The organism is Arthrobacter sp. KUASC02 (genome assembly GCF_059739395.1).
Genome location: NZ_AP046053.1, coordinates 3,553,690 through 3,566,720, shown reverse-complemented (window position 1 = coordinate 3,566,720; position 13,031 = coordinate 3,553,690). Strand labels below are relative to the sequence as shown.

The window sequence follows — 13,031 nt, the reverse complement described above, 5'->3', positions numbered from 1 at the left end:
AGGTTTAGGACAAATAATCCGGCGAATTGATTATTTCCCGTCCCTGCTAATCCGAGTTAATGGGCATCATTCGGGTAGCTCACGCCCAGCTGTGCACGGACACCGTCAAACAACCGCATGACATTCAACGAATCCTCAAGAGGCACGACGGGGCTCTCCGTGAGTCCTTGCTGGATGCATCTGGTGACCTCACGGAGCTCGTAAGAATAACCGCGGCCCACAACGTCGAAGTGTTCGGTGCGCGGTTCCGCCATGCCGACCCTGATCAGGATTTCCTTGGGATTGTTGATTGAGCCCATGGTGTGCAAATAACCCAGGCTTCCCGCGACGGTTGCTGCCCGCGGACCGTAGGCCATCAGCGACGATGTCAGCTGCGCCTGCGCGCCGTGGTGGTACCCCAGGGTCAACGCATTCTGGGTGTCCACGCCGTCGTCGTTCACTGATCCCGTGGCGCTGACTGTCTGCGGAAAACCCAAGGTGCCCAGGGCCCAAAGCAGGGGATACACCGTCAGGTCAAGGAGGGCGCCCCCGCCGTCCTTGAGTGCCCACAGCCGAGCGCTGGGGGAGTAGACAGCCGGGAAGCCGAGATCCGCGGTGACCCACTGAATTGTCCCGAGTTCCCCGGACGCCGCGAATTCGAAAGCCCGCTGCATGCTCGGCAGGAAACGGCTCCACATCGCTTCCATCATGAAAAGCTTCTTCGCACGCGCGAGGTTCACAAGTTCCGCGGCTTCCCGCGCGTTGATGGTCAGCGCCTTTTCGCACAGCACATGCTTGCCCGCCTGGAGGGCGGCCAACGCAACTTCGTAGTGCTGGGCGTGCGGAGTGGCCACATACACGACGTCCACGGAATCGTCGGCGAGGAGCCGCTGGTAGCCCGGCCCGCCGTCGTGGTCCCCGTACGCCCTGGCGAAGCCGTACTCGGCCGCGAAAGCATCAGCCGACTTCTGGCTTCTCGAGCTGACCGCATACAGCTCCGCATCAGCGAGAAGGGCCAGATCCTGAACCATCGACCGGGCGATACTGCCTGTCGCCACTACTCCCCACCGCAGGGTGCGTCCGGTGGAAGAACGGGGATCCTGGTCGGACTGGCTGAATAGCCACGGTTTCGCGATGGGGGCGCTCATTGTGCCATCCTCTCACCCGGCTGCGAGAGCGTTGGGGAAAACCCCGCAGGAAGTGAGAGAGGGTCCGAATATTTCGTGCGGAAAGTGCGAGAGCGTCCGGTTAAAAGCGGCAGGAGCTGAGAGAGGGTCCGGTTAAAAGCGGCAGGAGCTGAGAGAGCGTTGGGAAACGCCCTGCTCAGCTCCCGCCTGTGAGGGGAGCGTCCCGGCTACGCCGTGGCGGCCGCTGCCACCCTGGCGCGGGCGGGCTCCTCGGTCAGGCGGCCCTGTTGGAGCCGGAAGCGGCGGTCCGTCTTGTTGGCGAGCTGGCGGTCGTGGGTCACCACCAGGATGGTGGTGTTGTGGTCGCGGCTCAGCGAGCTGAGTAGCTCGATGATGTGTTCGCCGGTCTGCTCATCCAGGTTTCCGGTCGGTTCGTCGGCGAGGATCAGCTTGGGTTCGTTGGCCAGTGCCCGGGCAATCGCCACGCGCTGCTGCTCGCCGCCGGACAGGCGGTTGATGCGGCGCACGTGCTTCTCCGGATCCAGCTGCACCTGCTCCAGCAGCTCCTTGGCCCTGGCCAGCCGCACGGACTTGCGGACCCCGGCAAACTCCATCGGCAGCATCACATTGTCCACGGCGGACAGGTTGGGGATCAGGTTGAACTGCTGGAACACGAAGCCGATGTCGCGGCGCCGGTACTCGGTCAGCTTGCCGTCGGGCATGCTGGCCAGGCTGACGCCGTTGACCACAACGTCTCCGCTGGTGGGCTTGTCAAGTGCTCCCAGCAGGGACAGCAGGGTGCTCTTGCCGCTGCCGCTCTTGCCCACGATGGAGGCGAGCGTGCCCTGTTCGAGTTCGAAGCTGACGTCGTTGACGGGTTTGATGGTGCGGTCGCCGGACTTGAAGGTGCGGACGAGATTCTTGACTTGGATCATGGTTACTCTCCTCGGAGGACTTCGATGGGGCGGATGCGGGCGGTCAGGAGTGCAGGAACCAGGGCTCCGATGATGGCCACGCCGAATACTGCGGCGATGCCGGCGGCGATCACGCCGGGGGAGGCGCTCGCGGTGACGGTGGTCAGGAGCTGGGATGCCCCGCCGAACGGCCCGTTCTGGCCGCCCGGGAAGCCGGCTCCACCGCCCGGGAAGCCGGCCGCCCCGCCGGGCATGCCGCGCCCGGTGGTTGCCGCCGTCGTCGTACTGGTGTTGGAGCTGATCAGTGCGGAGGCGATGCCGCCGCTGGCGAAGGAGGCGACGGCGGCACCCACCACACTGCCGAGCGCCACGAGGACCAGCGCCTCCAGGACAAACTGGAGTCCGATGGTGCGGTTCGGAGCGCCGATCGCCTTGAGCACACCGATTTCACGACGGCGCTCGCGGACCAGCATCACCATGATCAGCAGGATGATCAGGCCGGCCGTGCCCAGCGCCGCGACGAACGCGATGAACGAGATGTTCTTGACGCTGTCCAGCGAGCTGACGGCGGTTTCGAGGTTCTGGCCCTGGGTGACGTCGGCCTTGTCGGTGCCGAGCGCGGCCTGCACGGCGGTCTTGGTGGAATCGACGTTTTCCAGGGTGTCTACCGTGACGATCATGGTGGACAGCTCGCCCGGCAGTGCGGCCAGGGTCTGGGCGGAGGGGAGGGTGACGTAGAGGGCGTTGTTGCCGAACGTGGTGCCGGCGTCGAACAGGCCGGCCACGGTGTAGGTCTTGTCGTTGATGGTGAACGTGGAGCCGACCTTCAGCCCGTTTTTCTCGGCGAGGGTGGTGCCCAGGAGCGCGTTGGTTGATTCGGCGGAGTAGTCGCCCAGGCCGCTGCCTTCGGTGATGGACAGGGCCTTGCCGGTGCTGTCCACCTCGGCGCCGATGCCCGTGGCGGTGATCGGGAGGCTGCGGACGGGCTGGGTGGCGCCGGTGCTGCCGGTGGTTCCCTCTGCTGCCTGGTTGCGGCTGCCGAGCGTTCCGGCATCGACGGCGGCGGTGAGGCTGGTGGTCAGTGTGGTGGTGTTCTGGCCGCCCGGTCCGCCCTGGCCCCCGCCGGGGCCGGCGCCCTGGGCCCCGCTTGCTTGGGTTCCGGCGGCGGACTGTGCGGCGGCTTGGGCTGCCGCTTCCGTGGCGTTGCGCAGCCGCAGCGCCTTGGTGCCGACGACGCTGGTGACGTTGGGTACGGCGGCTGCGGTGGCGGCCTGCTCTGCCGTGAGCGGTTCGCCGCCGCCTTCGAAGCCCTGGCCGCCGGCCGGATTGACGGTCAAAACGGTGCCCACGGATGCGTTCAGTTCAGCGACTTTGGCGGCAACCGCCTGGTTGGCCACCAGCATGGACAGGGCCAGGCCGATCGCGACGGCCAGCACTGCCACCACGGCCCCGGTCCGGACCTTGTTTCTGAAGGCATTGCCTATACTTCGGGCGAGGACGCTCACGGTACTCCTAGAATCTCTGGCCGGACGGAATGACCGGCTGCTGATCCAACAGTGGTGCGCGTGGCTGTGCGGAGAACGGGCCGAAGCTATGTTTGCGCTGTGAAGGGCGGCGGCAGTGGGCGGCGGCAGGGGGCGGGGCCCGGGGAACGCAAGAGCCCCGGCCCACCCTGTCGGGTGAGCCGGGGCTCTTCACTGTCCTGAGGAGCGCCTCAGCGCGGGACTACTTGGTGATCGGGCCGAGTACCGGATCGTCCACGTAGGCCGTCTTGACGTTCTCCTTGGTCACGATGACCGGATCCAGCAGGTAGGCCGGAACAGTCTTGACCGTGTTGTTGTAGGACTTGTCATCGTTGATCTCAGGCGTCTTGCCGGCCTGGATGTCCTTGACCATGGTGATTGCGTGCTCAACGAGCTTGCGGGTGTCCTTGTTGATGGTGGAGTACTGCTCGCCGGCCATGATGGACTTCACGGACTCAACTTCGGAGTCCTGGCCGGTGATGACCGGAAGCGGCTTGCCGGCGGCCTTGACGGACGTCAGGACCGCACGCGCCAGGGTGTCGTTCGGGGACAGGACGCCGTCCAGGGAAGCGGTGTTGTAGCTGCCGGTCAGCAGGGTGTCAGCCCTGCGCTGGGCGTTCTCTGCCTTCCAGCCCTGGGTGACAGCCTGCTCGAACGAGGTCTGGCCGGAGACAACCTTGAGCGTGCCGTCGTCGATCTTCGGCTTGAGGACACTCATGGCGCCGTCGAAGAAGACCTTGGCGTTGGCGTCATCCGGGGAACCGGCGAACAGTTCGATGTTGTACGGACCGGAAGGCTTCTTGGCCTTCATGCCGTCCAGCAGCGCCTGGCCCTGGAGTTCGCCCACCTTGAAGTTGTCGTAGGCCACGTAGTAGTCCACGTTCTCGGTGTTCAGCAGCAGGCGGTCGTAGGCGATGATGGTGGCGCCGGAGTCCTTGGCCTGCTTGAGCTGGGTACCCAGCTGGGCGCCGTCGATGGCACCTACGATGATGACCTTTGCACCCTTGGTGACCATGGCGCTGATCTGGTTCTGCTGCTCGGAGACGCCGCCGTTGGCGAACTGCACGTCAGCCTTGAAACCGGCTCCGTTCAGGCCGTCGTTGAACAGCTTCTCTGCCAGCACCCAGTTTTCACTGGTCTTCTGGGGGAGCGCGACGCCGATCGAGGAGTTCTTGGGGAATGCCTCGCCGCCGCCCGTGCCACCGCCTGTGGTGCCGGTTTCGGAGCGGCCGCAGGCTGTCAGCGCCAGTGCCGCAATAGCAGCGATTGCTGCTGCCTTTCCTGCTTTACCAATCATTTGCATTGCTTGGTTCACTTTCTATAGATGGTGTGCGGAGAATCGTGGGGGAGCGCTCAGGCTTCCTTGCGGATGATGTCCTTGGTTGCTGTCGTCTCGTCCGGCTGGAGCTCGGTGCTCTTGCCACCAAAGTTCTTCATCATCATGCCGATGATGGATTTCTTGCCCTGGGTCTTGTTGTAGACGTCGAAGGCGACGGCGATGAGAAGGACGAGGCCCTTGATGATCTGGGTGAGGTCCGCGCCGACGCCCAGGAGCTGCAGGCCGTTGTTCAGGACAGCCATCACCAGGCCACCAACGATCGAGCCGATCACGGTGCCTACGCCGCCGGTGACGGCAGCGCCGCCGATGAAGACTGCAGCGATGGCGTCCAGTTCCCAGCCGACGCCGTCAAACGGGCCGGAGGCGGTGGAGCGGCCCACGAAGATCATGCCTGCCAGCCCGGCAAGGACGGACATGTTCATCATGACCAGGAAGTTGACCTTCTTGGACTGCACACCGGAGAGTTCGGCTGCGTGCCGGTTGCCGCCCACGGCGTAGATGTGGCGGCCGACGATGGTCTTGGAGGAAATGAATCCGTAGATGAGGACCAGGACGGCCAGGATCAGGCCCGGGATCGGGAAGGAGGTTCCCGGGCGGCCCGTGGCGAACAGGTACGTGGCGTACAGGATGGCGCCGCAGATCAGGACGAGCTTGAGGATCATCACCCAGGCTTCGGGGACTTCAGCGCCGAGGGCATTGGCCCGGCGGCGTGAGCGGACTTCGCTGAAGATGACGTAGGCAACGGCCAGCAGGCCCAGCAGCAGGGTGAGGTTGTTGTATCCCGTGGACGGCCCCACCTCGGGGAGGTAGCCGGAGCCGAGGTACTGGAAGTCGTTGGGGACCGGGATGGTGTTGGACTTGCCGACGAACTGGTTGAAGCCGCGGAAAAGCAGCATGCCGGCGAGGGTCACGATGAAGGCGGGGATGCCCACATAGGCGGTCCAGAACCCTTGCCAGGCCCCGATCAGCGCCCCGAGGGCCAGGCCGAGCAGTACGCCGGCGTACCAGGGGATGCCCCAGTCACGGATGGCCAGGGCCACGGTGACGCCGACAAACGCTGCCACCGAGCCCACGGAGAGGTCGATGTGGCCGGCGATGATGACCAGCACCATGCCGATGGCCAGGATCAGAATGTAGGAGTTGCCGTTGAAGAGGTTGATGACGTTACCCGGGGTGAGCGTGCGGCCCTCGGTGAAAATCTGGAAAAAGACGATCAGTGCAACCAGGGCGAAGATCATGCCGAATTGGCGGGTGTTGCCGCCAAATAGCTTCTTGAGCGCGTTCATTGTTTCGGTCCTTGTGTCTGGAAGGTTCTGGAGGTATCCAGAAGGTCAGGCGGCGGTCTTGCGGGCGGATGTCATGAGCTTCATCAGGCTTTCCTGGCTGGCTTCATCCTTGTTCAGGACGCCGGTGATGGCGCCTTCGAAGATCGTGTAGATGCGGTCCGAGAGTCCCAGCAGTTCAGGCAGTTCGGAGGAAATCACGATCACTCCCTTGCCCTGGTTGGCCAGCTGCTGGATGATGCCGTAGATCTCGTACTTGGCGCCCACGTCAATGCCGCGGGTGGGCTCGTCGAGGATCAAAAGGTCCGGATCGGTGAACATCCACTTGGCGAGCACCACCTTCTGCTGGTTGCCGCCCGAGAGTTTGGCGACGCCTTCTTCCACTGAGGGCGTCTTGGTGCGCAGGGACTTGCGGTACTGCTCCGCAACGGTGAATTCCTTATTGGGGTCCACGATGTTGTGCTTGCTGATTTTCTTCAGGTTCGCCGCGACCGTGGTGGTCTTGATGTCATCGAGGAGGTTCAATCCCAGGGACTTGCGGTCCTCGGTGACGTAGCCCAGCCCGGCGTCGATCGCGTGGCGCACCGAGCGGAGGGTGATCTCCTTGCCGTCCTTGTAGATGTGGCCGGAGATGAACCTTCCGTAGGAACGGCCGAACACGGAACGGGCAAGCTCGGTGCGGCCGGCGCCCATAAGCCCGGCAAAACCGACAATCTCGCCGCGGCGGACGAAGAAGTTGGAGTTCTTGCAGACCAGGCGGTCCTGGATCTGGGGATGCCCCACGTTCCAGTCCTTGACCTCGAAGAACACCTCGCCGATTTTCGGTTCATGGTCCGGGAAGCGTGACTCCAGCGTGCGGCCCACCATGCCCTTGATGATGCGGTCCTCGTCCACGCCGTCGGCCTTCACGTCGAGGGTCTCGATGGACTTGCCGTCACGGATGATGGTGATCGAGTCCGCGATCTGCTCGATCTCGTTCAGCTTGTGCGAAATGATGATGGACGTGATGCCGCGGCCCTTGAGGCCCAGCATGAGGTCCAGCAGGTGCTGGGAGTCGGATTCGTTCAGGGCCGCCGTGGGCTCGTCGAGGATCAGGAGCTTCACCGACTTGCTCAGCGCCTTGGCGATTTCGACGAGCTGCTGCTTGCCGACGCCGATTTCCTTGATGGCGGTATCGGGATCCTCGCGCAGGCCCACCCGGGCGAGCAGTTCGGTGGACCGCGTCCGGGCCTCGGCCCAGTCGATGATGCCGCGTTTGGTGGGCTCGTTGCCCAGGAAGATGTTCTCCATGATGGAGAGTTCCGGGATGAGCGCGAGTTCCTGGTGGATGATCACGATGCCGGCCTGCTCGCTGGCACGGATGTCCTTGAACTGCTGGACTTCGTTCTGGTAGACGATGTCGCCGTCGTAGGTCCCGAACGGATACACACCGGACAGGACCTTCATGAGGGTGGACTTGCCGGCGCCGTTCTCACCACAGATGGCGTGGATCTCGCCGGCCTTCACCCGCAGGCTCACCTCGGACAAAGCTTTAACGCCGGGGAATTCCTTGGTGATGGAGCGCATCTCGAGAAGGATCGGATCGCTTTGCGTGGTCTGGGACGTCATTTGCCCTTACGCCTCCAATGCATGACTTCGTTGTCCGCCCTGCAAACCGCAGGGCCGTCTGATGAAAAAGTAAACTTGATCACAGCCGTTGTCGTCAAGTCTTTAACGCAACGGCCAGATAACGAATAGGTTCAGGAGCGGCGGATTCCCGCATGCTGGAAGACCAGTGCGGCGGCCCCGAGGGCCTCCGCGCGGTCCCCGAGCGAGGACATTGTCAGTGTTGTGGTCTCGCCGATGACGGGCACCGCGTGGCGCACCAGGCCCCGCCGGATGGGATCCAGGAGCAGGTCTCCCAGACCCGCCAGGGGGCCGCCCATCACAATGACTTCGGGGTTGATGAGGTTGGCCACGTTGCCCAGGGCCCGGCCCACCGCCAGGCCGGCGTCGTCGATGACACGAAGTGTCGCTGAGTCCCGCTCCAGTGCCTTGCGGACGATGTCCTCCGCGCTGAGCGGTTTTTCCTCACCGCGGCTGAGGAGCTCGATCATGGTGGTTGTGGAGGCAATGGTTTCCAGGCACCCCCGGTTCCCGCAGCGGCAGATGAGGCCGTGCTCGTGGATGGTGGCGTGGCCGATTTCGCCGGTGATGCCCACGTTGCCGTAGTACGGGGCACCGTTGAGGATCAGCCCGGCGCCAATGCCCGAACCGATCTTCATGAACATCAGGTTGCTGATGCCGCTGTGGGGTCCCCACGTGACCTCTGCCAGGGCGCCAAGGTTGGCGTCGTTGTCAATGAACACGGGGAAATTCAGGGTCTCTTCAAGGTAGTGCAGGATGTTGATGCCCACCCATTCGGGAAGGATGGCACCCTGCGCCACAGTGCCCGTCCGGCGGTCGATGGGGCCCGGGATTCCGACGCCGGCCCCTACTATGGCGCTGCGTTCCACGCCGCTTTCCGCCAGAAGTTTGGCAAGGAGTTCGACGGCGGCCCGGATGCCTTCGTCGGCGTGGTGGCCCAGCGGCAGCAATACGGATTCCTCGGCGATGATGTGGTAACTCAGGGTTGCCAGGACCACCCGGAGGTGCCGCCGCCCGAAGTCGATTCCCACGGCGACCGCCCCGTTGCTGTTGAGCCGGACGTTCAGTGCGCGCCGGCCGGAACTGGTGATCGGCTCCGTGGACGCCAGCCCGGCGTCCTGCATGATCTTGACGATGTTGGAGACAGTGGCGGTGGACAATCCGGTCTGCCGGGCGAGTTCAGCCTGGGTTGACGGACCGTTCAGCAGGCACTCGATGATCCGTTGCTGGTTCAAGTGCCTCAGGGCGGACTGTGAACCAGGGTTCTTGGTTCGGCTCCTCGTTGAGCGCGGTGATGAGGGCATGCAAAGAAGCGTGCACCATCTGCACCGTTGTAGTCAAGAAGTTAACGCAAGGCACCATTGCAGCACCCCCGCCGCACGCACGGACGTTCCGCACTGCGAGCCCCTGTTTCCGGGTGGAAATGCACCTACGGCACAGTCTGCACCCTCGCTACGCTGGTAGGAAGAGGCTGCAAGAAGAGGCGGCCCGCGTTCCCCGCGGGCATCCCGGAGACTATAGAGGTGGTAACGGTGCTGCTGGCACTCCTGCAGGCGAACGCCGCCGTACTTGATGTGGACGCCAACTGCGCGGCAGTTGAGGATGCGGCCCGGACGGCCGCCGCTGCCGGGGCGGAGGTGCTTCTCACTCCGGAGCTGTTTCCGGTGGGGTATGCGCCCCTGCGGGTCCGGGCGGGATTGGATCCCGCCAGGCTTCCGGCCATCCGCCGGACACTGGCCGGCATCGCGCGGAAGAGCGGGATCGCACTGGTGTACAGCCTGCCCGCCGTCACCGCGGACGGCCGGTGGCAGATCACCTCCACGCTGGTGGACCGCGAAGGGGCCGAGTTGCTGAACTACGCCAAGGTCCACTTGTTTGGCGCGGACGAGCGCCAGGCGTTCAGCCCGGCGGCTGAACCTCCCGCCGTCGTGGACTTCCACGGCATCAAAACGTCCATGGTGATCTGCTACGACGTCGAGTTTCCCGAAGCGGTGCGTGCCGCCGCGGTCCGCGGCGCAGAACTGCTCCTGGTCCCCACCGCCCTGTCCCAGGGATTCGACTCCGTTCCGCAGGTCCTGCTGCGCGCCAGGGCGCTGGAGAGCCAGCTGACGGTGGCCTACGCCAACCACGCAGGGGAGGAGGACGGCTGTGCGTTCCTGGGCGGCAGCGTCATCGCCGGCCCCGACGGCAGCCTCCTGGCCGCTGCAGGTCCGGCGCCCGGACTGCTGTACGCCGAGGTGTCCGCCGCCAGCGCCCGCGACGCCCGGGAAGCCGTGCCGTACCTCAGGGAGCGGAGGCCGGAGCTCTACTCGGACTGGGAGGGCGCAGCCTCGGTCGCGGGGGGAGATTCGTCCACGTACTGAAGGGCGAACCAGAGTTCCGCGCGGACCTGGGCCTGGTTGAGGTCGGTGTCCAGGAGTTCGGCCAGGGCGTTGATCTGGCGGCGGACACTGTTCCGGTGCAGGCCCAGCGCCTTCGCCGTGGCGTCCCAGCTCCCGTTCTCTCCCAGCCACGTCCGCAGCACCGCCAGCCGGGCGGCCCGCCGCTCGGGATCCTCCTGGCCAAGGACCGGTTCCAGCAGGCGTGCCGCCAGCATGGTTCCGGCTTCGCGGCCAAGCAGGCCGGCCACGGACCAGGTCACCTCGTCCACCCGGGCGCTCCGGCCCGTTGCCTGAACCCGGGCGCGTAGCGACGTCACCCGCCGGTACGCGGACGCGAGCGCCTGGAACTCGGTGGCATCCCCGATCACCAGGCGCCAGCCGAGTTCCTCCGCCTCGGCCAGCAGGGATTCGTCGACCTTGAGGCGGGTGATGGCGGCAAAACCGTAGTCGGTGATCTCCACGAGCTTGGTGTCGAACATCCGGCGCCACTGCAGGAGTTCCCGGACGGGACTGTCGCCCGCAGGGCCGCCGGGTTCGGCCTTCACGCCCTGGACCACCCGCAGGGGTGCCGAGCGCGTGGAGGAGATGCTCTGCGCCAGGAGGTCCTTGAGGCCGTTGATGTGCTTCGTGCCGCCGGAGGCCACGCTGTCCGGATGCAGCAGCAGCGCGGTCGCCAGCTGGCTGGGTGCCAGCGAGCCGCTGGTCCGCTGACGGACCAGCAGTTCCAGGAGCCCCACCACCGAGGACACCACGCTGTTCTGTGCCGGGGTGAGCGGTCCGGCCGAGCCCAGGATCAGGGCGCCGAGGTTGGCGTCGCGGGTGCTGCGGAGCGGGTGGCCGAACACCGTGGACGGCCGCGGGTCCTCGAGGGACTCCATCTCAACGCGGGGGCCGCTTCCGCCCAGCAGCCGTTTCAGCAGCGGCTGCAAAGCGGAAAATTCGACGGCGGCGGGCGGGTTTGCCCCTGCCCCGGCGGTTCCCGCCGGGGCAGGGCTGCCGCTGCTGTTGCCGCTTCCGCCGCCATCGGCCGCGGCCCGCGCGCGGATCCTGCCGTCGGCCCCGACGAACAGCGCCCAGACCGGAACCCGCTGCACCAGGGCCGCCAGGAGTTCGTGCTCCGGCCTGGCCGACAGGACCGCCCGCATCAGCTGCCTGTTGGTGTCCGCCAGCTGCCGGAACACCCTGGCGTTGTCCGACTCCAGCAGTTGCGAGAAAGCCAGTCCGATCGCCGCGAACGGAACAGTCCTGGGAAACTCCACCAGGGTCAGGTTGTGGCGCCGGCACGCCGCCACCACGGTGTCCGGCACGGCGTCGAAGTACGGTTCCAGCCCGAACCCCAGGGCCCCCACGCCGGCGCCCACCAGCCGCTGCACATACGCGTCCACCTTTCCCCCGCTGCCGCCCTCGCCGAGGAACGGCAGGCCGGCAGTGAGGATGAACTCGCCGTCGAGCAGGTAGGGCGTCGGATCCTCCAGCTCGCTCGGCTCCACCCAGCGGAGCATCCCGGCGCCGTTGCCGCCGTCGTGGAGTACTTTCAGCTCCGGCGGCAGCTTCTGCAGGAACTGCTCCAGCGAGACGAAGCCGAGCCGCTCGACCGCTGCCTCAGGCGCCAACGGGAGCACCGGCTTCCTGGTAGTCCGGGCACTCGTAGGCGCGCGGCAGGCGCGGGGCGATCCGGTTGATGATCTCGTCGCCGTGGCTGCCGATCGCCGCGCCCCAGTCATCGGCGCTCGCGGCCCCCGTGCGCGGATCGCCGAATAGCACAGCTGTGTCACCAACGGCCACGCCCTGTGCGTCCGGGCCCAGGTCCACCATGAACTGGTCCATGCAGACCTTACCGATTACCGGGACACGGCGGCCCCCGAGGAGGATCAGGCTGCGGCCCGTGATGCCCTTGGGGATGCCGTCCGCGTAGCCCAGCGGGATCAGCCCCAGGTACCGCGGCTCGTGCGTGATGGCCTGGTGCTCGTAGCTCACCCCGGTTCCGGCGGGCACTTTCTTCACCAGCACCACCGGCGCCGTGACCGTCAGGGCGGGACGCAGGCCGAAGTCGGCCGGAGCCAGGTGGTCGGCCGGAGCCAGCCCGTAGAACGCCAGGCCGGCACGCACCATATCGAAGGCGAATTCCGGCCGGTCAAGGATGTTGGCCGAACTCGAGACGTGCCGGAGAGCAGGTTCCAGGCCCGCCGCCCTGGCCGCGCGGACGGCCTCTTCGAAAGCCTGCACCGCCGCCAGGTTGGCCGGGTGCGCCGGAACGTCGGCCCAGGCAAGATGCGTCCAGACACCGCGCACGCGGAGCATGCCGTCACGTTCTGCAGCCCGGGCAGCGGCGACGAGTTCCGCCCAGTCCTCCGCCCGTGCCCCGCCGCGGCTCAGCCCCGTGTCCAGTTCAAGATGGACGACGGCGGGACGGCCCAGCTGGCGTGCGATGCCGGCCACGACGTCGAGCTGGGCGACGCTGCCCAGTGACACATCGACGTCGTACTCCAGCGCTTCCCGGATCGTCTCGCTGGAGGCTGCCGCGAGGTACAGCCAGGACAATACCGGTGCGGTGATGCCCGCCCGGCGCAGGGCAATCGCCTCATGAAGCTGCGCCGTTCCCAGCCAGTCCGCACCGGCCGACAATGCCGTCCGGGCGACGTCAACAAGTCCGTGGCCGTAGGCGTTGCCCTTCACCACGGCCATGAAGTGGGGTGCCGCCGAGCGCTGGCGGAGGGTCCGGATGTTGTCCGCGATGGCCGAAAGGTCAACGCTGACCTGTCCGGTCAGCGCCGTGTTCCGCATGCTATCGGTGTGTGCATTAAGTCTCATGCCAGAAGACTATAGGTCATTTTGCACAACGATGAGAGGTGGCTCACA

10 protein-coding genes are annotated in these 13,031 nt (G+C 65.8%); 1 reads left to right on the top strand and 9 read right to left on the bottom strand.

What is annotated here, in order from left to right; genetic code table 11:
- Positions 1-56: 56 nt before the first annotated feature.
- The 7 genes from AC6JAC_RS16360 to AC6JAC_RS16330 form a co-directional block, all read right to left on the bottom strand.
- A complete protein-coding gene (locus AC6JAC_RS16360) occupies positions 57-1,127 on the bottom strand; it encodes a Gfo/Idh/MocA family protein (RefSeq protein ID WP_497965457.1) in 1,071 nt (356 codons plus the stop codon).
- Between the two features lie 206 nt (positions 1,128-1,333).
- Complete coding sequence (locus AC6JAC_RS16355) at positions 1,334-2,041, bottom strand: ABC transporter ATP-binding protein (protein ID WP_028270520.1); 708 nt, start codon at positions 2,039-2,041, stop codon at positions 1,334-1,336.
- 2 nt (positions 2,042-2,043) lie between these two features.
- Complete coding sequence (locus tag AC6JAC_RS16350; protein ID WP_497965455.1) at positions 2,044-3,525, bottom strand: ABC transporter permease; 1,482 nt, start codon at positions 3,523-3,525, stop codon at positions 2,044-2,046.
- A gap of 220 nt (positions 3,526-3,745) precedes the next feature.
- Positions 3,746-4,846, bottom strand: coding sequence for a substrate-binding domain-containing protein (locus tag AC6JAC_RS16345; RefSeq protein ID WP_028270518.1), 1,101 nt, complete (start codon positions 4,844-4,846; stop codon positions 3,746-3,748).
- Between the two features lie 50 nt (positions 4,847-4,896).
- Complete coding sequence (gene mmsB, locus AC6JAC_RS16340; RefSeq protein ID WP_497965453.1) at positions 4,897-6,168, bottom strand: multiple monosaccharide ABC transporter permease; 1,272 nt, start codon at positions 6,166-6,168, stop codon at positions 4,897-4,899.
- A 45-nt stretch (positions 6,169-6,213) separates the two neighbouring features.
- Positions 6,214-7,773 (bottom strand): multiple monosaccharide ABC transporter ATP-binding protein, encoded by a 1,560-nt coding sequence (gene mmsA, locus AC6JAC_RS16335; RefSeq protein ID WP_028270516.1) that lies wholly within the window; start codon positions 7,771-7,773, stop codon positions 6,214-6,216.
- 131 nt (positions 7,774-7,904) lie between these two features.
- Positions 7,905-9,095 carry an ROK family transcriptional regulator gene (locus tag AC6JAC_RS16330; RefSeq protein ID WP_028270515.1) on the bottom strand — a complete coding sequence of 397 codons (1,191 nt, stop codon included), beginning with the start codon at positions 9,093-9,095 and terminating at the stop codon, positions 7,905-7,907.
- 228 nt (positions 9,096-9,323) lie between these two features.
- On the opposite strand from AC6JAC_RS16330, the gene AC6JAC_RS16325 reads away from it, so the two are divergent.
- Positions 9,324-10,154 carry a nitrilase-related carbon-nitrogen hydrolase gene (locus AC6JAC_RS16325; protein ID WP_051628816.1) on the top strand — a complete coding sequence of 277 codons (831 nt, stop codon included), beginning with the start codon at positions 9,324-9,326 and terminating at the stop codon, positions 10,152-10,154.
- On the opposite strand, the gene AC6JAC_RS16320 is transcribed toward AC6JAC_RS16325, so the two are convergent.
- Complete coding sequence (locus AC6JAC_RS16320; RefSeq protein ID WP_497966848.1) at positions 10,097-11,785, bottom strand: PucR family transcriptional regulator; 1,689 nt, start codon at positions 11,783-11,785, stop codon at positions 10,097-10,099. The two genes, AC6JAC_RS16325 and AC6JAC_RS16320, sit on opposite strands and share 58 nt — an antisense overlap.
- A complete protein-coding gene (gene alr / locus AC6JAC_RS16315; RefSeq protein ID WP_497965450.1) occupies positions 11,775-12,983 on the bottom strand; it encodes an alanine racemase in 1,209 nt (402 codons plus the stop codon). The genes AC6JAC_RS16320 and alr overlap by 11 nt, the downstream gene beginning before the upstream one ends.
- Positions 12,984-13,031 lie beyond the last annotated feature (48 nt).

Bases quoted from the DNA above. Each gene is read 5' to 3' on its own strand.
- AC6JAC_RS16360 (WP_497965457.1), bottom strand. From the start codon at position 1,127: ATGAGCGCCCCCATCGCGAAACCGTGGCTATTCAGCCAGTCCGACCAG.
- AC6JAC_RS16355 (WP_028270520.1), bottom strand. From the start codon at position 2,041: ATGATCCAAGTCAAGAATCTCGTCCGCACCTTCAAGTCCGGCGACCGC.
- AC6JAC_RS16345 (WP_028270518.1), bottom strand. From the start codon at position 4,846: ATGCAAATGATTGGTAAAGCAGGAAAGGCAGCAGCAATCGCTGCTATT.
- mmsB (WP_497965453.1), bottom strand. From the start codon at position 6,168: ATGAACGCGCTCAAGAAGCTATTTGGCGGCAACACCCGCCAATTCGGC.
- mmsA (WP_028270516.1), bottom strand. From the start codon at position 7,773: ATGACGTCCCAGACCACGCAAAGCGATCCGATCCTTCTCGAGATGCGC.
- AC6JAC_RS16330 (WP_028270515.1), bottom strand. From the start codon at position 9,095: ATGCCCTCATCACCGCGCTCAACGAGGAGCCGAACCAAGAACCCTGGT.
- alr (WP_497965450.1), bottom strand. From the start codon at position 12,983: ATGAGACTTAATGCACACACCGATAGCATGCGGAACACGGCGCTGACC.